Annotated in this window: 21 protein-coding genes and 4 tRNA genes; 2 read left to right on the top strand and 23 right to left on the bottom strand. The window is 23.9% G+C overall.

All coding sequences use genetic code 11. The annotated features are described in order from the left end of the window. The first annotated feature begins 20 nt into the window (after positions 1–20). Together miaA and efp are read left to right on the top strand one after the other, a co-directional pair. Complete coding sequence (gene miaA / locus Q8777_RS00300; protein WP_318676280.1) at positions 21–896, top strand: tRNA (adenosine(37)-N6)-dimethylallyltransferase MiaA; 876 nt, start codon at positions 21–23, stop codon at positions 894–896. Beyond that, on the top strand, positions 897–1,472 hold the full coding sequence (gene efp, locus Q8777_RS00295) for an elongation factor P (protein WP_318676281.1): 576 nt from the start codon (positions 897–899) through the stop codon (positions 1,470–1,472). 111 nt (positions 1,473–1,583) lie between these two features. On the opposite strand, the gene tuf is transcribed toward efp, so the two are convergent. From tuf to Q8777_RS00180, 23 genes are all read right to left on the bottom strand, one after another. Beyond that, on the bottom strand, positions 1,584–2,774 hold the full coding sequence (gene tuf / locus Q8777_RS00290; protein ID WP_318676282.1) for an elongation factor Tu: 1,191 nt from the start codon (positions 2,772–2,774) through the stop codon (positions 1,584–1,586). Positions 2,775–2,833: 59 nt separating this feature from the next. Further along, complete coding sequence (gene fusA / locus Q8777_RS00285) at positions 2,834–4,903, bottom strand: elongation factor G (protein WP_318676283.1); 2,070 nt, start codon at positions 4,901–4,903, stop codon at positions 2,834–2,836. Between the two features lie 60 nt (positions 4,904–4,963). Beyond that, the gene (gene rpsG, locus Q8777_RS00280; RefSeq protein WP_318676285.1) at positions 4,964–5,434 is read right to left on the bottom strand and encodes a 30S ribosomal protein S7; all 471 of its coding nucleotides are present in this window, start codon (positions 5,432–5,434) and stop codon (positions 4,964–4,966) included. Between the two features lie 38 nt (positions 5,435–5,472). Beyond that, positions 5,473–5,892, bottom strand: coding sequence for a 30S ribosomal protein S12 (rpsL, locus tag Q8777_RS00275; RefSeq protein ID WP_318676286.1), 420 nt, complete (start codon positions 5,890–5,892; stop codon positions 5,473–5,475). A gap of 223 nt (positions 5,893–6,115) precedes the next feature. Continuing rightward, positions 6,116–10,210, bottom strand: a complete 4,095-nt coding sequence (gene rpoC / locus Q8777_RS00270) for a DNA-directed RNA polymerase subunit beta' (protein ID WP_318676287.1) — start codon at positions 10,208–10,210, stop codon at positions 6,116–6,118. Between the two features lie 15 nt (positions 10,211–10,225). Then, a complete protein-coding gene (locus tag Q8777_RS00265; RefSeq protein WP_318676288.1) occupies positions 10,226–13,951 on the bottom strand; it encodes a DNA-directed RNA polymerase subunit beta in 3,726 nt (1,241 codons plus the stop codon). 140 nt (positions 13,952–14,091) lie between these two features. After that, positions 14,092–14,478, bottom strand: coding sequence for a 50S ribosomal protein L7/L12 (gene rplL / locus Q8777_RS00260; protein ID WP_318676289.1), 387 nt, complete (start codon positions 14,476–14,478; stop codon positions 14,092–14,094). Positions 14,479–14,533: 55 nt separating this feature from the next. Then, on the bottom strand, positions 14,534–15,031 hold the full coding sequence (gene rplJ / locus Q8777_RS00255; protein ID WP_318676290.1) for a 50S ribosomal protein L10: 498 nt from the start codon (positions 15,029–15,031) through the stop codon (positions 14,534–14,536). A 73-nt stretch (positions 15,032–15,104) separates the two neighbouring features. Continuing rightward, entirely contained in the window at positions 15,105–15,809 is a 705-nt protein-coding gene (gene rplA, locus Q8777_RS00250) for a 50S ribosomal protein L1 (RefSeq protein WP_318676291.1), read from the bottom strand. Between the two features lie 84 nt (positions 15,810–15,893). Continuing rightward, positions 15,894–16,319 (bottom strand): 50S ribosomal protein L11, encoded by a 426-nt coding sequence (rplK, locus tag Q8777_RS00245; protein WP_318676292.1) that lies wholly within the window; start codon positions 16,317–16,319, stop codon positions 15,894–15,896. Positions 16,320–16,470: 151 nt separating this feature from the next. Next, positions 16,471–17,094 (bottom strand): transcription termination/antitermination protein NusG, encoded by a 624-nt coding sequence (nusG, locus tag Q8777_RS00240; protein WP_318676293.1) that lies wholly within the window; start codon positions 17,092–17,094, stop codon positions 16,471–16,473. Positions 17,095–17,113: 19 nt separating this feature from the next. Continuing rightward, the gene (locus tag Q8777_RS00235) at positions 17,114–17,515 is read right to left on the bottom strand and encodes a hypothetical protein (protein ID WP_318676294.1); all 402 of its coding nucleotides are present in this window, start codon (positions 17,513–17,515) and stop codon (positions 17,114–17,116) included. A 25-nt stretch (positions 17,516–17,540) separates the two neighbouring features. After that, a complete protein-coding gene (rpmG, locus tag Q8777_RS00230; protein ID WP_318676295.1) occupies positions 17,541–17,759 on the bottom strand; it encodes a 50S ribosomal protein L33 in 219 nt (72 codons plus the stop codon). 38 nt (positions 17,760–17,797) lie between these two features. Further along, positions 17,798–18,502 (bottom strand): 23S rRNA (guanosine(2251)-2'-O)-methyltransferase RlmB, encoded by a 705-nt coding sequence (rlmB, locus tag Q8777_RS00225; protein WP_318676296.1) that lies wholly within the window; start codon positions 18,500–18,502, stop codon positions 17,798–17,800. Positions 18,503–18,598: 96 nt separating this feature from the next. Then, positions 18,599–20,881 carry an HAD-IC family P-type ATPase gene (locus tag Q8777_RS00220; RefSeq protein WP_318676297.1) on the bottom strand — a complete coding sequence of 761 codons (2,283 nt, stop codon included), beginning with the start codon at positions 20,879–20,881 and terminating at the stop codon, positions 18,599–18,601. Positions 20,882–20,955: 74 nt separating this feature from the next. Further along, positions 20,956–22,275, bottom strand: coding sequence for a cysteine--tRNA ligase (gene cysS, locus Q8777_RS00215; protein ID WP_318676298.1), 1,320 nt, complete (start codon positions 22,273–22,275; stop codon positions 20,956–20,958). Between the two features lie 58 nt (positions 22,276–22,333). Further along, positions 22,334–23,671: a glutamate--tRNA ligase gene (gltX, locus tag Q8777_RS00210; protein ID WP_318676299.1), complete on the bottom strand. Its 1,338-nt coding sequence runs from the start codon at positions 23,669–23,671 to the stop codon at positions 22,334–22,336. A 48-nt stretch (positions 23,672–23,719) separates the two neighbouring features. Further along, positions 23,720–24,112 carry a 30S ribosomal protein S9 gene (rpsI, locus tag Q8777_RS00205; protein ID WP_318676300.1) on the bottom strand — a complete coding sequence of 131 codons (393 nt, stop codon included), beginning with the start codon at positions 24,110–24,112 and terminating at the stop codon, positions 23,720–23,722. A gap of 6 nt (positions 24,113–24,118) precedes the next feature. Beyond that, positions 24,119–24,601, bottom strand: a complete 483-nt coding sequence (gene rplM, locus Q8777_RS00200; RefSeq protein WP_318676301.1) for a 50S ribosomal protein L13 — start codon at positions 24,599–24,601, stop codon at positions 24,119–24,121. A gap of 392 nt (positions 24,602–24,993) precedes the next feature. Then, a tRNA-Gly gene (locus Q8777_RS00195) sits at positions 24,994–25,068 on the bottom strand. 32 nt (positions 25,069–25,100) lie between these two features. Beyond that, positions 25,101–25,177, bottom strand: a tRNA-Pro gene (locus Q8777_RS00190). 41 nt (positions 25,178–25,218) lie between these two features. Continuing rightward, positions 25,219–25,295 (bottom strand) — tRNA-Arg (locus tag Q8777_RS00185). A gap of 73 nt (positions 25,296–25,368) precedes the next feature. Further along, positions 25,369–25,444 (bottom strand) — tRNA-Glu (locus Q8777_RS00180). Positions 25,445–25,826: the final 382 nt, after the last annotated feature.

The raw sequence follows: 25,826 nt of genomic DNA, 5'->3' as shown, positions 1-25,826 counted from the left end.
AAATATTTATTTTGAATTATATGAAAAAAGTTATAGTTATCACCGGTCCTACATCATCTGGAAAAACTGATTTATCTATTGAATTAGCTAAATTATTTAAAGCAGAAATTATTAATGCTGATTCAGTTCAAATTTATAAAAAATTTGATATTGGATCGTCTAAAATAACATTAGAAGAAACACAAAATATAAAACACCATTTAATAAGTAAAATTAATCCTGAAGCATGTTATAATGTTTATAATTTTCAAAAAGATACAAGAAAATTAATTTCTAAAATTAAAGTTCCTTTTTTAGTTGGAGGAAGTGGATTATATATTAAAGCCGCTTTGTTTGATTACGAATTCGTAAAAGAAAAAAAAAATATAAAATCAAATAATTTAAATTTGTCACAAATGTTGAAAATAATAGAACAAAAAGATTCTAATTTAATTTTAGATAAAAGTAATCCTCATCGAATAATAAGAGCTTATCAACAAACATTTCAAAAAAAATTAAGATCACAAAAAAATGGCAAAAATAAACCATTATTTGATATTTTATTTCTTTATTTAGATATACCTAGAGATATTTTAAAAAAAAGAATTGTTGCTAGATTAGAAAAAATGATTCAAAAAGGTTTTATTCAAGAAGTAGAATATCTAGTTAAAAATCATCCTCAAGCAAATTTTAATATTATAGGTTATAAGGAAATAAAAGATTTTTTAGATAAAAAAAAAGATTTAATAGAAACTAAAAAAATAATTATTACAAAATCTATTCAATATGCAAAAAGACAAAAAACATGGTTCAAAAATCAAATACCATCTTTAAAATTAATTAACCCTTTAGAAAAAAATGCGAAAGAAGTTGCTAAAAACATTATAAAAAATTTTTTAAAAGAAGGAAATAAATAAATGATTAACACAAATGATTTTAAAACAGGTCAAACAATTAAATTAAATAACAATGTTTATCAAATTATAGAATTTTTACATGTCAAACCTGGAAAAGGAGCTGCTTTTGTAAGAAGCAAATTAAAAAATTTAGAAAATGGTTATATAATTGAACATGTTTTTAATGCAGGGATTAAAATTGAAAAAGCATTAGTTATTAAATTAAAATTACAATTTTCTTATGTTATCAATGATAGTTACTTTTTTTTAAATACTGAAGATTTTGAATTATTTGAAATACCAAAAAATAAATTAGACAATATCATAAAATACTTAAAAGAAAATATGTTGATAGAAGTTATTTTCGATGATAAAAAAAGAATATTGGGTGTTTCTTTAGATGATAAAATTTCTTTAAAAGTAACAAAAACAGATAATTTAACAACAACAAATACAAATCGCAAATCTACTTCTTATAAAGAAGCTACTTTAGAAACAGGTTTAGTTATAAAAGTTCCTCTTTTTATTAAAGAAGGAGAAAAAATCATAATTAATACAGAAACAGGTTTATACATTTCTCGAGATACTAATCTATAACCATATTAATAAAAATTTATTTAAAATTTAAATAAATAAAAAAAAAGATTAACTTTTGTTATAAAAGTTAATCTTTTTTATTATTAATCATTAAATTAATAATAGAAATTTTTATTCTATTATTTCAATAACTGTTCCTGTTCCAATAGTTTTACCACCTTCACGTACAGAAAAACTTGTTTCTTTTTCAATAGCAATAGGATGAATCAAAGTAATATCAAGTTCAACTGTATCACCTGGATTAACTATTTTATTTCCGTCTTTTAATTTAATAGATCCAGTTACATCTGCAGTTCTAATATAAAATTGAGGACGATAATCATCGGTAAAACCAGTTCTTCTACCGCCTTCTGAAGCTGTTAAAAAATAAATCTTAGCTACAAATTTACTATGGGGTTGTAGAGAACCAATTTTAGAAATAACTTGACCGCGTTGAATATCAGTATGACTGATACCGCGTAATAAAATACCAATACTATCTCCTGCCATTGCTCCATCTTTATCTAAATCTCTATGAAACATTTGTAACCCAATAACAACAGATTTTCTTTTTTCTTTAATTCCGACAATTTCTACTTCTTCTGAAATTTTTATTCTTCCTCTTTCAACACGACCAGTTGCTACCGCTCCTCTTCCTTTAACGTTAACAACTTGTTCGATAGGCATTAAAAAAGGTTTGTCTAAAGCACGAACAGGTTCATCTACATATGTATCTAGAACATCTAGCAATTGTCCTATACTTTCAAAATATTTTTGATCACCTTTCAATGCCATTAATGCAGAACCTCTAATAATTGGAATATTATCAGGATCTTTATATTTATATTTAGTTAAAATATCTCTTATTTCTGATTCTACTAATTCAAATATTTCTTCACTATCAACTTGATCACATTTATTTAAAAAAACTACTAATTGAGGAACACCTACTTGTTTAGCAAGTAAAATATGTTCTTGTGTTTGAGGCATTACACCGCTTTCAGCAGAAACAACTAAAATAGCAGCATCCATTTGCGCTGCTCCTGTAATCATATTTTTTATATAATCTGCATGTCCAGGGCAATCTATATGAGCATAGTGTCTTTTGGATGTTTCATATTCTACATGTGAAGTACTAATTGTAATTCCACGTTTTTTTTCTTCAGGAGCTTTATTAATTTGTTCATAATCCAATTTTTTTGCTAACCCTTGTTTAGATAAATAAGAAGTAATTGCAGCAGTTAAAGTTGTTTTTCCATGATCAACATGACCTATAGTACCAACATTTATATGTGTTTTATTTCTTAAAAATATTTCAGCCATTTTTATAATATTTCCTTTTTCTATATTTTTTTTATATTTCACTCTAATATTTTATATTATTAACTACGTTCTTTAATAATATTATCAGCAATGTTTTTAGGTGTCTTTGCATATTTAGCAAAATGCATATCAAAACTAGCTCTTCCTTGTGAATTAGAACGCAAATTAGTAGCATATCCAAACATTTCAGATAAAGGAACTAGACTTTTAATAACTATTGCATTACCACGGTTTTCTTGTGTTTCTAATTTACCTCTTCTAGAAACTAAATCACTAATAACGTTACCAACATAATCATTTGGTGTTACTACTTCAACATTCATAATTGGTTCTAAAAGAATTAATCCGCCATTATGTTTAGTTTCTTTAAGAGCAATAGAAGAAGCAATTTTAAAAGCAATTTCTGATGAATCCACATCATGATAAGAACCATCAAATAAAGTAGCCTTAACATCTATAAAAGGATAACCAGCTATGATACCACTATTTAAAGATTCTTCAAGTCCTTTTTTAACAGCTGGAATATATTCTTTGGGAATAGTTCCGCCAACAATTTTATTAACAAATTCAAAACCCTTACCCTCGTTAGGCTCAAAACGAATACAAACATGACCATATTGACCCCTTCCACCAGATTGACGTATGAATTTTCCTTCTGTTTCAGTGGTTTTAGTTAAAGTTTCTCGATAAGCAACTTGAGGTTTCGAAACATTTGCTTGAATTTGAAATTCTCTCCTCAAACGATCAATAATAATTTCTAAATGTAACTCACCCATTCCAGCAATTATTGTTTGACCAGTTTCATGATTGATAGAAACTTTAAAAGTAGGATCTTCTTCAGCTAATTTAGATAAGGCAACAGCTATTTTTTCTTGATCATTCTTAGTTTTAGGTTCAACTGCTATTTTAATAACTGGTTCAGGAAAATTCATAGATTTTAAAACAATAAAATCATTTTCTGAAGTTAAAGTATCACCAGTAGTAGTATTTTTCAATCCTACAACAGCAATAATATCTCCCGCATTAGCTATTTGAATTTCTTCTCTAGTATTAGCGTGCATTTGTAATAAACGAGCTACTCGTTCTTTAATATTTTTAGAACTATTTTTAATATAAGTTCCTGTTTTTAAAAATCCAGAATAAATTCTCAAAAAAGTCAAACGACCTACAAAAGGATCAGTCATAATCTTAAATGCTAAAGCAGTAAAAGGTTCATCGTTTAAAGGTTTTCTGATTAATTCTTTTTCATTAATATCTAAACCTACAATAGGGGGAACATCAATTGGAGAAGGAAGGAAATCAATCATAGCATCTAAAATCTTTAAAACTCCTTTATTCTTAAAAGAAGAACCACATAATACAGGAAAGAAAGCAACATCTAAAGTAGCTTTTCGAATAATTTTTTTTAAAAAATCTGCACTAATTTCTTTATTTTCAAAAAAAAGATTCATTAAATCGTCATCAAATTCAGATAAAGTTTCAATTAGTTCTTGTCTTTTGGTTAAAACTATTGGCAATAAATCCTTAGGAATTTCAATAAAAGTGCCATTTTCTGAAAAAGAATCATTTTCATATTGAAAAGCTTTCATTTCTAATAAATCAATAATTCCTATAAAATTACTTTCTTTACCTATAGGCCATTGAATAGCAGCTGTTTTTATTCCTAATTTTTGTTTTAAAGTATCTATAGCATAAGCAAAATCAGCACCTATTTTATCCATTTTATTTACAAATACAATTCTAGGAACTTTATATTCTGTAGCTTGACGCCAAACAGTTTCTGTTTGGGGTTCTACGCCTGCTTGTGCATCGATAATAGCTATGGCTCCATCTAAAACCCTTAAAGAACGAGAAACTTCAACTGTGAAATCTACATGACCTGGAGTATCTATAATTTGAATTTTATTATCTTTCCAAAAAACAGTAGTAGCAGCAGAAGTGATAGTTATACCTCTTTCTTGTTCTTGTTCCATCCAATCCATTTGAGATTTTCCATCATGAGTTTCACCTATTTTATGTATTTTTCCAGCATGAAACAAAATTCGTTCTGTTGTAGTTGTTTTACCAGCATCAATATGAGCCATAATGCCAATATTACGTAATTTTTCAATCTTAAATTGATTTTTCATAGTTAAAAAATCTCTTAACTTTCCTTAATGTTGTCTTATATATCTTGAAGATAATAAAAATTACCAACGATAATGCGCAAAAGGTTTATTGGCCTCTGACATACGGTGAGTATCTTCTTTCTTTTTTACTGAATTCCCTATTCCTACAGAAGCATCCATAATCTCTTTTGATAATTTTTCTTCCATTGTTTTTTCGTTTCTTTTTTGAGCACTTAAAATTAACCATCTTATTCCTAAAGATTGACGTCTTTCAGGACGAACTTCCGAAGGAACTTGATAATTCTGACTTCCGATAGTACGTGTTCTTACTTCTAAAATTGGCATAACATTATTCAAAGCTTCATTTAAAACATCTATCGGTTCTTTTTGTGTTATTTTTTTAATTCTTTCCATAGAGCCATATAAAATAGATTTTGCTACTCCTTTTTTTCCATTTTTCATAATAGTATTTATAATTTTAGTAACTAACTTTGAATTATAAACAGGATCAGGTGATATATTTCTTTTATAAACACTTTTTTTACGTGACATAAAAATCTTTTTTCTTTCTAAAAATTTAGATTAAAATATTATTTTTTATTAATAATTCTTTTCGAACCGTATTTAGAACGACCTTGTTTTCTATTAGAAACTCCTGTTGCATCTAAAGCACCTCTAACTATATGATATCGAACACCAGGTAAATCTTTAACTCTACCGCCACGGACTAAAACAACACTATGCTCTTGTAAAGAATGTCCTATTCCAGGAATATAAGCAGTAATTTCAGTTTTATTACTTAAACGCACTCTAGCAAATTTTCTTAAAGCTGAATTAGGTTTTTTTGGAGTCATTGTCGATACTTTAATACAAACTCCTGATTTTTGAGGAGAATTAGATTTATTAATTTTTTTTTTTAAATTATTGAAACTATATTTTAAAGCTGGTGATTTATTTTTAGAAATCTTATCAATTCTTCTGTGTTTTATTAACTGCGAAATAGTAGGCATTTTTAAAACTCCTTTTTTAGATATAAAAATTTTTATATATTTTATTATATTTCAATAATATAAAATATTTCATATTTCTAGAATGCATTTTTTAAAAAAACATAAATTATATACCTAATACAATATATACAATTATACTTTTTTTTTAAGAAAAAAACAATATATTTTCTTAATTTATAAAAATCAATTTAATAAATAAAAATAAAATATTTTTTATTTAAATTTATTTATCCTCTTTTTTTAAAGGATAATTGAATTCTTTAGAATTTAAAATTCCTGTTCCTGCTGGTATCAAACCACCTACAATAACATTTTCTTTTAAACCATATAAATAATCTGTTTGACCTTTAATAGCCGCATCGATTAAAATTTTAGTAGTTTCTTGAAAAGAAGCAGCAGAAAGAAAAGAATCACTCCTTAAAGAAGAACGAGTAATTCCTAATAAAATAGGTCTTCCTACAGCCATTTTTTTATTTTGTTCTATCATTTGTAAATTAACTTTTTTAAATTCTTTAATAGAAACTTCGGTACCTGGCAAAAAAGAAGTATCTCCTTCATAAATAATTAAAAGTTGTTTAAACATTTGAGAAATAATAATTTCAATGTGTTTATCACTAATCGAAACACTTTGTGATTGATATACTTTTTGAACTTCTTCTAAAATATATTTTTGTGTTTCTTGAACATCAGTAATTCTTAACAATTCTCTTAAATCAATAGAACCTGTTGTCAGTTGTTGACCTATATATACTTTTTCATTTTCTTTAACTAAAATTTCTGCATTAAAAGAAATACTATAAATATGTATTTTTGTTGGATCATAATCAGGAATAATAACAATTTTAGGAGAATAAGAATTTATATCTTGTATTTCTTTTACAATACCGTCATATTCATTAATAATTGCTTTACCTTTTGGCTTTCTAGCTTCAAATAATTCTTGAATTCTAGGTAAACCTTGAGTAATATCCGAAACTGATAAAACACCACCAGTATGAAAAGTTCTCATTGTTAATTGTGTTCCAGGTTCTCCTATTGATTGAGCAGCTATAACACCTACCGCTTCTCCAATTTCCACTTTTTTATTATTAGCTAAATTTAAACCATAACATTTTTTACAAATACCAAATTCTGTATTACAATGTAAAATACTTCTAATTTTAACTTGTTTAATGCCTAAAGAAACAATTTTATCTATAATCGATTGAGAAAGAAGTTCATTTTTTTTAACAATAATTTCTTTTTTTTCTGGATGAAAAATATCTTCAGAACTATAACGACTAAAAATACGTTGTGATAAAGAAATTATTTCTTTTCCATCTCTTTCGATAGCTTTTATATAAACACCTTTATCGCTGTTACAATCTTCTTGGGTAATAATTTTATCTTGTGCAACATCAATTAATCTACGAGTTAAATAACCAGATTCAGCTGTTTTTAAAGCGGTATCTGTAGATACCTTACGTGCTCCATGAGTAGAAATAAAAAACTCAGAAACAGTTAAACCTTCTTTAAAAGAACTTTTTACAGGAATTTCTAAAATTTCTCCTTTAGGACTATTCATTAATCCTCTCATTCCAGATAATTGAGAAAAATTAGAAGTATTTCCTCTTGCGCCACTATCGCTAATCATGAATAAATTATTGTCTTTATGAAATTCTGTCATTAAACCCTCTTGAATTTTTTCTCTAACATTTTTCCATTCTTGAATAACTAAACTTTTTTTTTCAGAAACTGTTAAAAAACCAGTATCATAAAAATTTTCTATTTTGATTATTTTATCTTCTGTTTCTTTTAATAATTCATCTTTTTTAGAATAAATATTAATATCACTATGAGAAATAGTTATTCCAGCAATAGTTGAATATTTAAAACCTAAATCTTTAATGTTATCTAACATTTTCGATGTTTCAGTAATATTACTTTTTTTAAAAACACGATCGATAATCATTGATAGAAATCTTTTTTTAAATGGTTCAATATATAAAGATTCAGATAAATATTTTTTTGGGTCTTGACCTTTAGAAATAAAATAATGATCTGGAACTTTGTTTTCCAAATTTGATATAGTTGGTTCTTGAATATAAGGGAAATCTGAAGGCAAAATATTATTAAAAATCAATTTACCCAAAGTAGTTACTAAATATTTATCTTTTTGTTCTGAAGTAAAATAAGAATTAATATTATTTGTTTTAACCAAAATTTTAGTATGAAGATGAATTTCTTTATTATAAAAAGATAATTCTGCTTCTTTTAAATCAAAAAAAATCTTTCCCTCATTTCGATGTTTATACTTATGTTCTTTTGTTCTAGAAACATAATCAAAACCTTCTAATAAACGATCTTTTTTTTCTTCAATAGTTAAATAATAATTACCTAAAACCATATCTTGAGAAGGAAATAAAACAGGATTTCCATTTTTTGGATCTAAAATATTATTAGAAATTAACATCAACAAACGAGCTTCTGCTTGAGCTTCTAAAGAAAGTGGTAAGTAAACAGCCATTTGATCTCCATCAAAATCGGCATTAAAAGCTGGTGTTACTAATGGATGTAATTTAATTGCCTTTCCGTCAATTAATTTAGGTTCAAAAGCTTGAATTCCTAAACGATGTAAAGTAGGAGCTCTATTTAATAAAACAGGATGTTCTTTTACTACTTCTTCTAAAATATTAAAAACATATTCATCCATTTTATCGTATAAAGAAGTAGCATTTTTTTTATCTATTCCTTTTTTTTCTTGTAATTTATTTAAAATAAAAGGTTTAAATAAAATAACAGCCATAATTCTTGGTAATCCACATTGGTGAATTTTTAATTCTGGCCCGACAATAATAACAGATCTTCCAGAATAATCAACTCTTTTTCCTAAAAGGTTTTGACGAAAACGTCCTTGTTTTCCTCTTAACATTTCTGATAAAGATTTTAATACTTTACTTTTTTCAATATTAAAATTTGTTTTTTTATTCATTTTAACATTATCAAATAAAACATCTACTGATTCTTGTAACATTCTTTTTTCGTTTTTAATAATTAATCTAGGAGCTTTTTGTTTTATTTGTTTTTTTAAACGGTTATTACGATTTAAAATTCTTCTATATAAATCGTTTATATCTGTAGTAGCAAAACGCCCTCCATCTAAAGGAACGATAGGTCGTAAATCAGCAGGTAAAACAGGAAGAACATCTAATACCATCCATTCAGGTTTATTATCAGATTGATTAAAAGATATTAAAATTTCTAATCTCTTTATTACATTATCTCTTTTTTGTTTAGAAATATGTTTTAAAATTTTTCTTAATTCTAAAATTTTAGCATCTAAATCTATTTGTTCTAATAATTTTTTAATAGCTTCTGCACCTGTTAAAGCTTCAAAAGTATCCCCGTATTCGTCTAAATAATTTCCATATTCCATTTCTGAAATTATTTGTTTTTTTTCTAATTTAGTTGAACCTGGAGAAATAACAATATAAGAAGCATAATAAACTATTTCTAATAATTCTTTTGTTTTAATCCCTAAAAGAACAGATAATCTACTTGGAGAACTATTTAAATACCAAGTATGCACTACAGGTGAAGCAAGTTCAATATGACCCATTCTTTCACGACGTACTTTTTGTTCTGTTATTTCCACACCACATTTAGGACAAATTTCAAATAGCTTTAATGTTTGTTTTTTTACACAAGAACAAGTTAAATCTTTAGAAGGACCGAAAATTCTAGGACAAAAAAGACCTCCAAATTCTGGTTTAGCAGTGCGATAATTAATTGTTTCATAATTAACAATTTCTCCATAAGACCATTGTCTTATCTCGTGTGGAGAAGCTAAACGAATTTTAAAATATTCATATTCTCTACTGCCGTATTTTTTATCAGAAAAAAACATTTTTGAAGGTGATTTAGCAAAAAAAGTATCTTCTTGAATATTTTTTTTGTCTTTTTTATCTTCTTTAGATTCATAATTATATAAATAAAAAAGATTTTCAATAGATTTATAATAAATAGGATTTTTATTTTCAAATAAATGAAATAAAAAATCTAAATCTGTTTCTAAAAGAACACGACAATTAATAATTTTATTTTCTAATAAAATTGGAATTGTATTTGGTTCTAAATCAAGATTTTCTAAACTTTCCGGTAAATAATATTTTTTTAAAATAGGAATTATTTCTAAAAAACAATCTTCATTTAATAAAGATTTTAATTCTTTTAAATTATAAGAATTAAAATCTTTTAAAAAATTAATTTCTATTGAATGCAAAGATTTTAAAGTTGAATCAGAAATAAGTAAATCTTCAATTTTAATATTTAAATTCATAATTATAAATATTTTCTACTCCTTGTTATTTTCAACCAAAGAATGGTAAACTTTATTTTCTTTAGTACTATCCTTTATCAATTCCACATGTAAACCTAAAGATTGTAATTCTTTTGAAAATACTCTAAAACTTTCAGGAATAGAAGGTTTAGGTAAAGTTAATCCATTAACTATAGCACTATAAGTTTTATTACGTCCTATCATATCATCACTTTTAACAGTTAAAAATTCTTGCAAAGTATGAGCTGCCCCGTAACCATACAAACTCCATACTTCCATTTCACCAGTTCTTTGTCCGCCTGGACCACTACTACCTTGTCCTCGAGTAGCTTGATTAGTTATTAAAGTATAAGGACCAACGTTTCTTGCATGTAATTTATCATCAACCATATGTGATAGTTTTATCATATATAACGTTCCTACAGAAATAGGATTATCATAAGGCTCTCCTGTTCTTCCATCATATAAAATCATTTTTCCATCTAATGATAAATTAGCTTCTTTCATAATATTTTCTAAATCTTCATTATTAACACCATCAAAAACAGGAGTAGCTACTTTGATACCTAATTTTTTAGCTGCAAAACCTAAATGCATTTCTAAAATTTGACCTATATTCATCCTACTTGGAACTCCTAAAGGATTTAGCATAATATCAATAGTTGTTCCATCAGACATATAAGGAAGATCTTCTTTTGGTAAAATACGAGAAACAACACCTTTATTTCCGTGTCGACCTGCTATTTTATCACCTTGTTTTATTTTTCTTTTTTTAGCAATATATACTCTAATTACTTCATTTACACCTGGAATAGATAAAGTATCACCTTTAGCAATAGATAAATGTTCTACACTTTGAACAATTCCTGCTTCACCAAAAGGAACTCTTAAAGAAGCATCTTTATAATCACGTACTTTTTCGCCAATAATAGTATGAATTAATTTTTCATAAGGGGATAATTCGAAAACTACTTGTGGAATAATTTTTCCTACCAAGATATCTCCTTCTTTGACTTCAGAACCTGGAATAATAATTCCATTTGCATCTAAATTGCTGATTGCCTCTTTGCTTACATTAGGAATTTCGCGAGTAATAATTTCTTTTCCGACTCCTTTTTTTAATTCTCTTGCAAAAATTTCATATTTATTTATATGTATCGATGTATAAACATCATCATGAACTAAACTTTCAGACATAATAATAGCATCTTCATAATTATAACCTTCCCAAGTCATAAAAGCTACAGTTATGTTTTTACCTAAAGCTAATTCTCCTTTATTAGTAGCTGGACCATCAGCTATGATATCGCCTTTTTTAACATATTCATTTTTTTTAACAATAGGTTTGTGCAATATAAAAGTATTTTGATTTGATTTTTCAAAAGTAGTTAATAAATATTCTTTTTTTTGTTTATCATGTTGAATAACAATTTTTTGAGAATCTACATAAGTCACATAGCCATCTTCTTCAGATAAAACCAAACAACCAGAATCTTTAACTACTCTGTGTTCGATACCAGTACCCACAATAGGCGATTCTGTTATTAATAAAGGTAAAGCTTGACGTTGCATATTTGTTCCCATTAAAGCTCTTGAAGCATCATTATGTTCTAAAAAAGGAATAGTTGAAGTTGCTACAGAAACTATTTGTTTAGGAGAAACATCAATATAAGAAACTTCTTCTACATTAAAAATACCTGTTTCTCCATTTTTTCTAGCTATAACTTTATTTGTTTTAAAAGTATTATCTTCATTTAAAGAAGTATCAGCAGAAACAATAACTTTATTTTCTTCTTGGATAGAAGTCAAATATTCAAATTCACTAGAAACCTTAGAAATTCCATTAGAATGAATAACTTTTAAAAAAGGTGTTTTGATAAATCCGTATTCATCTACTTGAGCATAAGTTGATAAAGAAGAAATTAAACCAATAGAAGGACCTTCAGGAGTTTCAATAGAACATAATCTTCCATAATAAGAATTATGAACATCCCTAACTTCAACACCAGCTCGATCACGATCTATTCCTCCTGCTCCTAAAGCAGAAATTCTTCTTTTTTGAGTTAATTCTGCTAAGGGGTTTATTTGATCCATAAAATGAGATAAACGTGAACTTCCAAAAAAAGTCTTAATAACTATCGCCAAAGAAGAAAAGTTAACTAATCCTCCAGGAGTAATAGAATCAAATTTACTAATAGACATTCTGTCTTTAATATTTTTTTCAGATCTAGTTAAACCAATTCGAAATTGATTTTTGAGTAATTCCCCGACTAGTCTTAATCTTCTATTACCTAAATAATCTATATCATCTATTTGTCCTATTCCATCATAAAGATTTAAATAATAACTAATACTAGCTATAATATCTGACAAAAAAATATTTGTTCTTTTTTCTGATTGATTATTGCCAATAATTTTCATAAAAGTTTTATTATTATCATCATCTAATACATAAATATGTAAAATTTCGTTTAAAACACTTTTTTTCTTGTTATTAAATTTATTTTCAAAAAAATTATCACTTTCTAAAAAAAAATTAATCACTTCTTCTTCTAAATTATCTTTATTATATTCCAATAAATTGATAACTTGAGAATCCACTAAAGTATCAGCATGTACTAAAATCTCACCTGTTAAAATATGAAAAATATGTTTTTTTATATAAAAATTTGAATTTTGACGAGATTTTTTATATACAAAATTAGAAATATTTTTCTTAAATTCATTTTCTAAATTTATTTCTGAACTTACTAATTCTCTAGTAAAATGTTTTCTTTTATTTTTTAATTCTTCGATAACATCTTTATTCAAAAAAGTATCTTTAGGAAATAAAATTTCATTTGTTTTAATATCTTTTAAATCATCAGCTAAATAAGTGTTTTTTACTCTTTTCAAAACATCTAATTTTTTATTTAATTTATATCTACCAACAGATGATAAATCATATTTTTTACGATCAAACAATCTTGTTCTTATAAATTCACGAGCAGAATTAACAGAAACTTTTTCACCTTGATTTAATTTAGAATAAAGTTCAACAAGCGCTTCTTCAATATTAGAATCATCATCTTTATTAAAACTTAATTCTAAAAGCTTATTTTTTCCAAATACATTTTCGATTTCTTCTTGAGAATTAAATCCTAAAACATGAATAAATTTAGTTAAAGGAATTTTTTTAGAACGATCTAATTTAGCATATAAAACATCTTTATTACTTTGTTCATATTCAATCCAAGCTCCTCTAGTAGGGATAATTTGAACTTCATAACGAATTTTATTTGATTTGGTATCGAATTTTTCAGTAAAATAAGTACCAGAAGAACGAATAATTTGAGATATAATTACTCTTTCGGTTCCGTTAATTATAAAAGTTCCAGAAGGAGTCATTAAAGGCAATTCCAACATTAAAACAGAATTTTTTTTAACTTCTTTGGTAATTGCGTTTTCTAATCTTACATTAACAAATAATTCTGCAGAATAACTAAAATCCATTTTTTTAGATTCTTTAGGACTTAATTTAGGTTTTTTTAAATAAAAATCATCAAAATATAATTTTAAACTACCATTGTAACTTTTTATAGGCGAAATATCAGCTAAAGCTTCTTTTATCCCTTTTGTCAAAAATAATTCAAAAGAATCCATTTGTGTTTTAATTAAATTCGGTAAAGGAAAATCATAATTCATTTTAGAATAATTACGACGTTCTACTATGCCATATTTAGCATTATAATATTTTTTCATATTTTTTTTTAAACTCCAAATTACCTATAATTTATTCATCTTAAAAATAAAAATTTGAATAAAAAAATTTTATAAATAAATAAAAAACCTAAGTAATAATTTATCTTAGGTTTTTTAAAATTATTTAAATTTAAAATTAATTATTTTAATTCAATAGTAGCTCCTAATTTTTCTAACTTGTTTTTTATACTTTCGGCTTCTATTTTATCAATATCTTCTTTAATAACAGCATTAGGTGTTTCTGTTAAAGTTTTAGCATCTTTCAAACCTAGACTAGTTATATCACGAATTTCTTTAATAACTGGAATTTTATTAGAACTATTACCAAAAGTTTTCATGATAACTGTAAATTTAGTTTTTTCTACCTGTTCATTAGCATTATTTTCATTCTGATTATTAGCAGTCATAATTGTGTTTGAAAGTTCAATATTAAACGTTTCTTTTATACCATCTACTAGCTCTTTAATTTCTAACAAAGACATTTTTTTTAAATTTTCTATAAAAGTTTCTTTATCTAATTTAGACATTGTTTTCACTCTCTTTACTTAACTATAATAAATTTAAAAATATAATTAAAAATAATTATTTTTTCTGTTCTTGTAAAATATTTAAACTCATAACTAATTCTCTTAATGGCGACATCATAGTTGAATATAAAATCGCTAATAAATGTTCCCTAGAAAACAGAAGAGACAATTCATTAATTGTATCTTTAGAACATTCTCTATTTTCAATCAAACCCATCACAACTTTTACAAAAGTATTCTTTTTAGCAAAATTCGATAAAACTCTAATAGGTTGAATAGGATCATTTTGAGAACTTAATAATAAAGCTTTAGAACTTTTAAATAAATCAGCTAATTGTTCATGTTCAATAATTCGAAAAGCTCTTCTAAATATGTTGTTGGAACATATTTTAACTATACTATTAATTTTTTTTAATTCCACACGTAAATCTGTTAAATCAATTACTTTTGAACCTTGATATTCAAATATAATAACAGTTTCAGATTCTTTAATATTTTGAACTAATAAATCTACTTCTTTTTTTTTTTTATCAATAACAACTTGATTTGCCATAAATCAAAATCCTTTCTTTATTACGAAGATAATTTTATATTAGTAAATATTATTTCATAGTAAATTAAGTATATTAAACCACCGAACCCATTTTTATTGATGAAAAATCAACCTTAACACCTGGCGACATAGTTGTAGAAAGAGTCATAGATTTAATAAAATCTCCTTTTACTGTTTTAGGTTTAACAGAAATTAAATGTTCATATAAAAATTTTAAATTATTTGATAAATAATCTTTTTGAAAAGAAATTTTTCCTAAAATAATATGCAAATTAGAATTTTTATCTAATTTATATTCTATTCTTCCTTTTTTAACATCTTTAACTATTTGAGAAATATTATTGGTTACAGTTCCTAACTTAGGATTAGGCATTAATCCTTTAGGACCTAAAATACGACCTAATTTGGCAACTAAAGGCATCATATCAGGAGTAGATATTAAAACATCAAAATCTACCCAATTTTGAGAAATACGTTCTATTAAATCTTCTTCTCCAACATAATCTGCATTTGCATCTTTAGCTTCTTTAAATTTCATCCCTTTTGCTAAAACAGCAACTTTTAAAATTTTACCTGTTCCATGCGGTAAAATTAAAGAACCTCTTAAATTTTGCTCTACTTTCTTAGGATCTAATTTAAGAGATAAATCACATTCTACAGTAGCATCAAAATTTGCTATTTTAGTTTTTTTTATTAATTCTATCGCTTCTGTAAATGAATACATTTTATTCAAATCTATCAATTTAATAGCTTCTAAATATTTTTTACTTCTTTTCATAATTCTAAATATCTAACTATAAATTATTTATTCTCTCTATAAAATTCGAAAAAAAATTTTTTGTAAAATAAAAACAACAAAAAATCAATCAACTATTTCTATTCCCATACTTAATGCAGTTCCTTTGATTATTTTACAAGCATTTTTTAAATCATAAGAATTTAAATTAGAAGATTTCATTTGTGCTATTTCCTCTATTTGTTTATTATTAAGATAAGCTGCTTTTTCTTTTTTAGAATGAGATGAACCTTTTTGAATATTAGCTGCTTTTTTTAAAAGATCACTAGATGGTGGTGTTTTAGTAATAAAAGTAAAACTTCTATCATCGTAAACAGAAATAACAACAGGAATAATAAAACCAATTTTATCTTTAGTAATATCATTAAATTGAGAACAAAATAGAGGAATATTAACTTGAGCTTGCCCTAAAATTGGTCCCACTGGAGGAGCTGGATTAGCCTTACCTGCGGCAATTTGTAATTTAATAGTTTTTACAATCTTTTTAGCCATTATAACAACTTTAAAACCTCTTTTGATAAATTGATTATTTTTTTATGTAAACAAATAAAAAATATTGAAAAAATTCGCAAAATAAAATAAAAATAAATCTTTCAAATTATATCATATTTATTTATTTAAAAAACACTAATTTTATAAAAAATTATTTAGTCTCCTTAAAAGAAGAAAAAGGAATTTCAATAGGAGTATTGCGACCAAATAAATCGATTTCTACTATTAATATATTTTTACTATGATCTACAAAAGTAACAATACCTTGTTTTCCTAAAAAAGAACCTTGTGTAATCTCAACTTTTTTTTTCATTAAATGATTATAATTAGGTTTTTTGATGATTCCTATTTGAATTAAAATGGGTCTTATCTCATTTTCTCTTAAAGGAACGGGTTTGGCATTACTGCCTTTAGAAGAACCTAAAAAACCAGTAACTTTAGGCAAATTACGAACCACAAACCAAGAATAATCAGTAACAATCATTTTTACAAAAACATAACCAGAAAACATTTTTCTTTCTTTTTCTTGCTTAGTTCCATCAGATTTAATTTTAAAGTATTTCTCTTTAGGTAAAATAACTTCAAAAATCAATTTGGAAATTTTAGAACTACTATTCATAAGTTTTAATAAATCTTCTTTTACAGAACTTTCATAACCTGAATAAGTTTGAATAATATACCATTCTGCTTGTTCATGCGAAATTTGATCTGATTTTAATAATTGTTCTTCTGAATTATTTTTATTTTCTACTATTTTTTTTTCTTTTTTTTTCATGGAATACCTTAAAAAATATTTATTTTTTGGATTGAAAAGGATCTAAAAAGTATTTATAAAATTCTTTAAAAGAAATAATCAAACAAATTAAAATAAAAGTAAAAATAATAACTTCAATACATTTAAATAAAACTTTTTTAAATGAAGGCCATGTAATCAAAAAAAAATCTTTTGTTATTATTTTTATAAAAGGAATAAAACTGATAACCAAAATGATAAAAGAAAATAAAAACCCTATAATAGATAACCAATAAAACAAATGTTGACCTTCTTTTTTATATTCTGACAAAAAAGAACTAAAAATACCCATAAATAACATGGAAAAAATAAGAAAAAAAATATTTCTTAAACGGTACTCTTGCTGGATAATTTCTAATAAAGGAATAATATTATTTTTTTCTGAATTATTTTTTAATACCACAAAAAAATTCCTCTTCTTTTATATTTTATATTGATTCTTCGTGTAAAACATGCTTTTTACATTGAGAACAATATTTTTTCAAACTTAATCGATTACTTCTGTTAATTTGTTTAATATGATAATTACGACTTAAACATATATCACAAATCAAAATATTTTTTTTCATTATCAATAATGAACCAACTTCTTCTTTTCTTCTTAAGAAATAAAAAAAATTATAATCTTTATCATAAAAATAAACCACTTTATTTATTTTATCATAAACTTTAAAATATATAAAATTTAATATTTAATTTGAGATATATACATTACCAAAGCTGCAACTACACTTACATTTAAAGAATTAATTTTTCCTTTCATCGGAATTTTAATCAAAAAATCACAATTTTTTTTTAATAAAAAACGAATTCCTAAACCTTCATTTCCTAAAACAATTGCAAAAGAACGATTATTGTATTCTATTTCATCAAAAGAAAGATTAGCTTTTGAATCTGTTCCAATAATTAAAATATTATTTTTTTTTAATTCTATAATTGTTTGATATAAATCATCTACTAAAAAAACATTAACATATTCTAAAGCTCCACTAGCAGATTTTGCCACTGCTCCTGTTAAAAAAACTTGATTTTTTTTGGATATAATGACACCATCAAAATCAGTTGTCTCCATAGTTCTTAAAATAGCTCCTAAATTATGAGGATCATGAATTGAATCTAAAATTAAAAATTTTTTTAATTTATCTAATTTTAAAAAAGAATATAGATTACTATATTCATAATCTTGAACTTTCGCTACCACTCCTTGATGTTCTTTATTTTGAACTTTTTCATTCAAATTATGTTTATCTGTTAATTGATATTTAATTTTATTTTGAGATAAAAATTTTAAAAAAAACTTATCTTTCATTTTTTTATTTACATATATTTCATAGATTTGTCTTTTGTTTTTAACTACTTCTTTTATAACATTTTTTCCATAAACTATCATTTTATAAATCTTTCTTATTTAAAAACTATTATCAATTAATGAAAAAAGACAAAATATTAAAAAATATTAAAATATAAAAATAAAAATTTATTTGTATTATAAAAATCTGAAAGAAATAATAAATCCTAAAAACATAGTAATAGATAATATAATTTTTCTTTTATTAAAAGGAAAACAATTAATAATAAAAAGAAAAAAGAAAACAATAGAACAAAATAAAGTTAAATAATAAGAAATACTTTGTATATCATTAAATCCAAAAAATAATAATAATAAAGAATAAAAAAAAACAATTAAAAAAGGATACAAAAAAACTTTTTTCCAGATACTTTTAAAAAAATTCTTATTTATTTGTTTATTATTATTTTCCAAAGATAAAAAAAAGGAAGGTATACCAATAAAAAAAGTATCAAATAAATTAAATTGTAAGGGTTTTAAGGGGAAAGGAAAAAAAACATTTTTTTCTTTTAAAAAATAAAATAAATTAAAAAATATATTAACAATCGCTAATAAAAAAAACAAAATATTTTTTACTAAAAATAAAACAGAAATTTTTTGTAAATTATTAATAACTCTTCTTCCTTCAGAAAAAACTTTAGTTAAAGAACTAAAACGAGAATCTATCAAAACTAAATTAGCAACATTTCTTGAAGATTCATTGCCTGATGCCATTGCTATAGAAATATCTGCTTCTTTAAAAGCTAAAATATCGTTTACTCCATCTCCGATCATTCCGATTCTGTGATTATTTTTTTTTAAAATTTGGATAATATTTTTTTTTTGTTCTGGTGTAGCTCTTCCAAAAACATTATATTTAAAAGATATTTTTTCTAATTCTTTTTCATCTAAATTCATTAAATTAATTGCTTGATCTTTTTTATTAATAATATTAAGTTTTTTAGCGATATGAAAGATTGTTTCTGGATTATCTCCTGAAATAATTTTGATTTTAATACCGTTTTTAACAAAATAATTAATTGTTTCTAAAGCGTCATCTTTAATATTATCTTCTAAAGAAATTAAAGAAATTACTTTATAATTAGTATTATCATTTATTTCAGACAAAGGAGTATCAGTTTGAGCTAATAATAAAACTCTATATCCTAATCGGGCTTGATGTAAAAAATCTTTTTCAATACAAAAAAATTGTTTTTTTAAAATAAATTCAGGAGCGCCTAATAAAAATGTTCCTAAATTTTCAAATTCTATAGCGCTATATTTTTTAACACTTGAAAAACTTTGAGTTTTTAAAACTTTATAATTAGATTTTTTTTTTTTGGAATCCGAAGAGACAAATTTTTGATATAAAGCATGTTGAGTAGGGTTATTATCAGGAAAAAAATCTATTATTTGAGAGAGAAATTGTTCTGAAATAAGATTATAATCTGGATATTTAATAATATTTACAACAGACATTGTTCCATCTGTAATAGTACCTGTTTTATCTAAACATAAAATATCAATGTAAGGCAACATTTCTATACCAAAAAGATCTTTGATATAAGCTTTCTTTTTTACTAATTTTATAAAACCAATAAACAAAGTTATATTGGTTAAAAGAAATAACCCAGATGGCATCATTCCTAAATTAAAACCACATATCCCTAAAATAAAATCATCCTTGTTTTTTGAATCTAAATTTTTTGTATAAAAAAAATATAAAATAAAAACAATAGGTATTAATAAAAAAGTAATAATACGTACCAATAATCTAAAAGTTTTTATTAAAGGAGTATTTATTTTTTTGTATTTTTTAGATTCTTTTAATAGTTTAGAAATATAAGTTTTTTCGCCCACATTAAAAACATAAGCACAAGCATTGCCGCTTGTAACATAACTACCAGAATAAAGAATATCTCCCTCTTTTTTTAAAATAGGGTTGGATTCTCCTGTTAATAAAGATTCATTAACTTCTATGATTCCTTTTTTAATTATAGAATCAGCAAAAATCTGTGAACCTAATTCTAAAAATAGAATATCTTCAAATACAATATTTTCAATAGGTATTTTGTATATAAAGTTTTCACGAATTACTTTAGTATAATTCAATTTCAATAAATCAATTTTATCTAAAGTTTTTTTTGCCTTTATTTCCTGAAAAATATTAATAAAAATATTAAAAGAATTTACAAATAAAAATAACAACTGTTCATAATGTTTAATTTTTAAAATAATAAGAGTTATTATCAATAATAATAAATTAAATAAAGTAAAAATATTATTAAAAATAATATCAAAAAAAGTTTTATTCAACTTATCGTAATATACATTATTTTGATTATCTCTGATCTTTTTTTTTACTTCTTCAAAACTTAATCCTTCAATATTAGACCAAATATTATTTGGGCTAATTTTTAAAATTTCTTTTTTTTTATTCATATTATCCAATATACACGCCATAATTTTAATATTTTAAATTAAAAAAATTTTTATTTTTTATATAAAATTATATATTAAATAATTTGTTCTTTTTGCAAAATATTTCTTAAATAATCAGATTTTTCAAATTCTTTATTTTGTTTAGTTTTTAACCATAAATTATAAATTTCAATTTTTTCTTTTGTTACATCTTTTAAAACAATAAAAATATTTAAATTTTTTAATAAAAAAATCAAAGTATTTTGAAATTTTGATAACTTATTCAAATCCAAAGTTTTATTAATTTTTTTTAATAATTCTTCTATTAAAGTTAAAATATTAGGGGTATCAAAATCATTCTCTATTAATTTAAAAAACTTTTTTATATAAAAAGAATCTGTTATTTCATTATTATTAAAATTATGTAAAATTAATTTAAAATTATTTTTATTTAAAATATAAAGGATTCTATCATATTTGATTTTAAAATTAAAAATTAATTCTACATTATAATCAATAGGTTGAAGATAATGATAAGATAAAAAAAATAACTTAATGATATTAGGTTCAAATGTTTTCAATAAATCTTTGACTAAAATAACATTTTTTAAAGATTTACTCATTTTATTTTTTTTATAATTAACATAGCCAATATACATAAAATAATTTGCTAATGTTTTTTTATTTATAGCCCAAAATTGAGCTTTTTCATTTTCATGATGAGGAAATTTTAAATCATTGCCTCCTCCATGTATATCTATAGTATTGTGAAAAATATTTTGAATCATTGTAACACATTCAGTATGCCACCCTGGTCTACCATAAAACCAAGGACTTTTATATTGAATTCCATTTTCAGTTTTTTTCCACAAAACAAAATCTTCTACATTTATTTTGTCCGTTTTTTTTTGTTTTCTATCGCTTTTTTTTAATTTATTTATTTTTTGATTACTTAAATCCCCATAATTTGAAACTAAACTGGATTTAAAATAAATACCTTCTGATGTTGTATAAGTATAACCTTCTTTAATTAATCTTTCAATATATGAAACTATTTCAGGAATGTAATTTGTTACTAAAGGAAATTTATCAATTAGTTTAATTTCTAAAAATGAAAGTAAATTAAAAAAGTAAGTAGTATATTTTTTTGATATATCTGTTTCTGACACTTTATTAGTAATTGCTTTTTGAATTATTTTATCATCAATATCAGTAATATTAACTACTAAATTAACTTTCATACCTAATAATAAAAAATATCTTTTAACGAAATCAAAAAAAATTAAAGGTCTTATATTTCCTATATGCAAATGATCATAAACTGTAGGGCCACAAACATAAATGTTAACTTTTTTTTCTTCTAAAGAATGAAAAAGTTCTTTTTTACCATTTAAAATATTATAAATTTTTAACATAAAATCCTTTTTTTATATTTTAAATTATTTAAAAGTGTTCTAAAAATAAAAAAATGAATTATTTACAAACAGTGTGATTCAAATTTTTTTGAATATTATCCAAAATTTTCTCTTTCCCTAATATTTCTAGAGAAATGATTAAAGATGGACCATGTAATTTTCTAGTACAAATTATTCTTAAAGTTGAAAAAAGTTCTTTTCCTTTCAAAAGAGTTAACTCACTAAATTTGTTAAAAAGTTCTTTTATTGAAATGGAATCAAAATATTTCAATGACATAAATAAATCGTTTAAAATTTGAATAAAATTAAAATTTTTTTTATCTCTTAAAAAAGAAAAAACTTCTTCTTCAATTTCATCTTTCACAAAAAATTCTATATATAAATCAACTATTTCATCAATATAATTAATTCTACTACGAAATAAAGTAACTACTTTTTCTAATTTTGCATATTTCAAAAAAATATTTCTTTTTTCAAAAAATTCTTTTGCTTTAGCGACTAATTCAGAAAAAGAAATTTTTTGTAAATATTGATTATTGATAAAAAATAATTTTTGTTCATCAAAAATAGCTGGAGATGGAGAAATTCTTTTTATATCAAATAAATCAATAATTTCCTCTGGTAAAAGAATTGTTTTATTATTTTTTGGAGAAAAACCCAAAAGAACTAAAAAATTAAATAAAGCTTGAGGTAAATAACCTAAAGAAATATATCTTTTAATCAAATGAAAATTTTCATCATCTCTTTTACTTAATTTTTTTTTATTCTTATTTAAAATTAAAGAAAAATGACCAAAAATAGGAACCTTCCAACCAAAAGATTGATAAATCATAATTTGTTTTGGAGTATTTGTAATATGTTCTTCTCCTCTTAAAACATGAGAAATTTTCATTAAGTAATCATCAATAGATACAGCATAATTATAAGTTGGATATCCATTTTCCTTCATGATAATCCAATCTTCAATGTGGGAACTGTCGAAACATACTGAACCTCTTATAATATCATTAAAATTATAATTAATAAAAGGAGGAACTTTAAATCGAACTACAAATTTATCATTATTTCTTTGAAATTCTTTATAAGCTAATTTTTTTTCTAATAAAATTTGAGTATATTTTTTGTAAATAGATAATCTTTCTGATTGTCTATAAGGCCCAAAAGGTCCTGCATGTCCTGGTCCTTCATCCCAATCAATACCTAACCATTTCAATTGTTCTAATTGAATAACTTCACTATTTTTTACATTTCTTGCTAAATCAGTATCTTCAATTCTAATAAGAAATTTGCCTTTACAATGTCGAGCGAATAAATAATTAAATAAAGCAGTTCTAGCGTTACCAATATGTAAAAAACCAGTTGGGCTTGGTGCATAACGTACTCTTATATCTTTCATATTTTTCCTCATTAAAAAATAATAAAAAAATATACTATAATTTGAAAATTAACGTTTAGAAAATTGAGGAGCACGACGAGCTTTTTTTAAACCATATTTCTTACGTTCTACACAACGAGAATCTCTTGTCAATAAACTTGCTCTTTTTAAAATAATCCTTAAATTTGGTTCTGCTTTTAATAAAGACCTAGAAATTCCTAATTGAATAGCACCTGCTTGCGATGATAAACCGCCACCATAAACATTAGCAAAAATATCATATTTATCTAAATTCTTAGTTAATTTTAAAGGTTTTATAGTTTCAAGACGAATTTCTTTAAAAGGAATATAATCAACAAAATCTCTTTTATTAATTTGTATATTCCCAGTACCTTTAACTAAAAAAATTCTGGCTACTGAACTTTTACGTCTACCTGTTCCAAAATATTGATTTTTATTCATTTCAAATTATACCTCTAAATTTTTCGGTTTTTGAGATTCATGTTTATGAAATTCATTAGGATAAACAAACAATTTTTTACGCATCTTACGTCCTAAAGAATTATGTGGCAACATTCCAAAAATAGCTTTTTCAACAATACGAGTCGGAAATTTTTGCATCATTTCTGAAGCAGTTATTTTAAATAAACCACCTGGGTAACCTGAATGTCTATAATAAACTTTTTTTTTCCATTTTTTACCGGTTAACTTAATTTTAGAAGCATTTATAACAACTATATAGTCACCATTATCTATATTAGGCGTGAAAAAAGTTTTATTTTTTCCTTTTAAAATAGAAGCAATTTGAGTAGCGCATCTACCTAAAATTTTGTCTTTAACATCTACTAAAAACCATTTTTTTTTGACTTCTTTTTCATTAAAAGAAAAAGTTTTATTATTCAGTTCACAATTTTCTTTTCGATTTTTATTAATATCATTAATATTATTCATAAACACACACCCATGTTCTATTTTTTTAAATAATTTTAAAGTAATGTTTCACATTATAATTGAAAAATATAAGTAATTAAAAAATATAACAAAATTCTTTCTTTATTTGTTATTTGTTGATTAAATAAACAAAAAATTATTTTTAAATATAAATAAAATATAAATAAATATATAAATAAAAACTTCAAAAGAAATTAAAAAGTTTTTTTAAAAAAAACATAATAATTAACATATTAATTTTATAAAAAAATTTAAAACTGAAATAAAACATTAACTTACATAAAGAAATAACACTAATTTAAAAAATTCAAAAAATATTTGTTTAAAAAAATTTTATCTCTTTATCTAAATTATTATATTTGTTCTTTGAAAAATAATTCAAAAATATTTTTTGGAGCGAATGATGGGAATCGAACCCACATCTCTAGCTTGGAAGGCTAGGGTAATAGCCATTATACGACATTCGCCATTTATTATTAATATTCAAATTTATAATAAATGGTCGGGAAAGCAGGATTTGAACCCGCGACCTCCTGGTCCCAAACCAGGCGCTATACCAAACTAAGCTATTTCCCGTTTTTTTGTTTCAAAAATAAGAAATAAAATATTAAAATATATGGCACACCCAAGAGGATTCGAACCCCTAATCTTCTGATCCGTAGTCAGACGCTATGTCCAATTAAGCTATGGGTGCTAATAAATCATTTTTTGTAGATAAAAATAAATAAAAAAATAAAATGAGTTAATTTTTGTTTTAATAATTATTATGGTGACCCGTACGGGATTCGAACCCGTGAATGCATGCGTGAAAGGCATGTGAGTTAACCGTTTCTCCAACGGGCCATTATTTTTAAAACTGTTTTTGAAAAATGTATAAAAATAAATATAAAGACAGATAAAAAAATATTAAAAAAGGTAAAAATTGAAAATTAATTTCTCAATTTTTTTAAATTACAAAAAATTACAAAAATAAAAAGTAATTCTTAAAACATAAAAATGAAATTCAAAAACTACACATAAACAATTTTAACATAAAATTGAAAAATAAGTAAAATTAATATATTTTTGTAATTGGATTTATTTTTTTAATAAAGCTAAAATTTAAAATGAAAGAAATAATTAACAAATAGAAATTGAATTGAATTTGTTTTCGATTGCGAAAGATAAGTATTATTTTAAATTTTTAATAAAAATTCTTATTTAAATCTAAAAATTAAAACTAAAT

The organism is Candidatus Phytoplasma stylosanthis (assembly GCF_032886435.1).
GTDB lineage: Bacteria > Bacillota_I > Bacilli_A > Acholeplasmatales > Acholeplasmataceae > Phytoplasma > Phytoplasma stylosanthis.
Note: the sequence above shows the minus strand (reverse complement) of the source record. Positions and strands in the feature narration are given on the sequence as shown.

Bases quoted from the DNA above. Each gene is read 5' to 3' on its own strand.
- Q8777_RS00265 (WP_318676288.1), bottom strand. From the start codon at position 13,951: ATGAAAAAATATTATAATGCTAAATATGGCATAGTAGAACGTCGTAAT.
- rplL (WP_318676289.1), bottom strand. From the start codon at position 14,478: ATGTCTAAATTAGATAAAGAAACTTTTATAGAAAATTTAAAAAAAATG.
- rplA (WP_318676291.1), bottom strand. From the start codon at position 15,809: ATGAAAAGAAGTAAAAAATATTTAGAAGCTATTAAATTGATAGATTTG.
- rpsG (WP_318676285.1), bottom strand. From the start codon at position 5,434: ATGTCACGTAAAAAAAGTGTTTATAAAAGAAATATATCACCTGATCCT.
- miaA (WP_318676280.1), top strand. From the start codon at position 21: ATGAAAAAAGTTATAGTTATCACCGGTCCTACATCATCTGGAAAAACT.
- Q8777_RS00220 (WP_318676297.1), bottom strand. From the start codon at position 20,881: ATGAATAAAAAAAAAGAAATTTTAAAAATTAGCCCAAATAATATTTGG.
- rpsL (WP_318676286.1), bottom strand. From the start codon at position 5,892: ATGCCTACTATTTCGCAGTTAATAAAACACAGAAGAATTGATAAGATT.
- rlmB (WP_318676296.1), bottom strand. From the start codon at position 18,502: ATGATAGTTTATGGAAAAAATGTTATAAAAGAAGTAGTTAAAAACAAA.
- rplJ (WP_318676290.1), bottom strand. From the start codon at position 15,031: ATGGCAAATCAAGTTGTTATTGATAAAAAAAAAAAAGAAGTAGATTTA.
- rpsI (WP_318676300.1), bottom strand. From the start codon at position 24,112: ATGAATAAAAATCAATATTTTGGAACAGGTAGACGTAAAAGTTCAGTA.
- efp (WP_318676281.1), top strand. From the start codon at position 897: ATGATTAACACAAATGATTTTAAAACAGGTCAAACAATTAAATTAAAT.
- rplM (WP_318676301.1), bottom strand. From the start codon at position 24,601: ATGAATAATATTAATGATATTAATAAAAATCGAAAAGAAAATTGTGAA.
- gltX (WP_318676299.1), bottom strand. From the start codon at position 23,671: ATGAAAGATATAAGAGTACGTTATGCACCAAGCCCAACTGGTTTTTTA.
- rplK (WP_318676292.1), bottom strand. From the start codon at position 16,319: ATGGCTAAAAAGATTGTAAAAACTATTAAATTACAAATTGCCGCAGGT.
- nusG (WP_318676293.1), bottom strand. From the start codon at position 17,094: ATGAAAAAAAAAGAAAAAAAAATAGTAGAAAATAAAAATAATTCAGAA.
- fusA (WP_318676283.1), bottom strand. From the start codon at position 4,903: ATGAAAAATCAATTTAAGATTGAAAAATTACGTAATATTGGCATTATG.
- tuf (WP_318676282.1), bottom strand. From the start codon at position 2,774: ATGGCTGAAATATTTTTAAGAAATAAAACACATATAAATGTTGGTACT.
- rpoC (WP_318676287.1), bottom strand. From the start codon at position 10,210: ATGAATTTAAATATTAAAATTGAAGATTTACTTATTTCTGATTCAACT.
- cysS (WP_318676298.1), bottom strand. From the start codon at position 22,275: ATGTTAAAAATTTATAATATTTTAAATGGTAAAAAAGAACTTTTTCAT.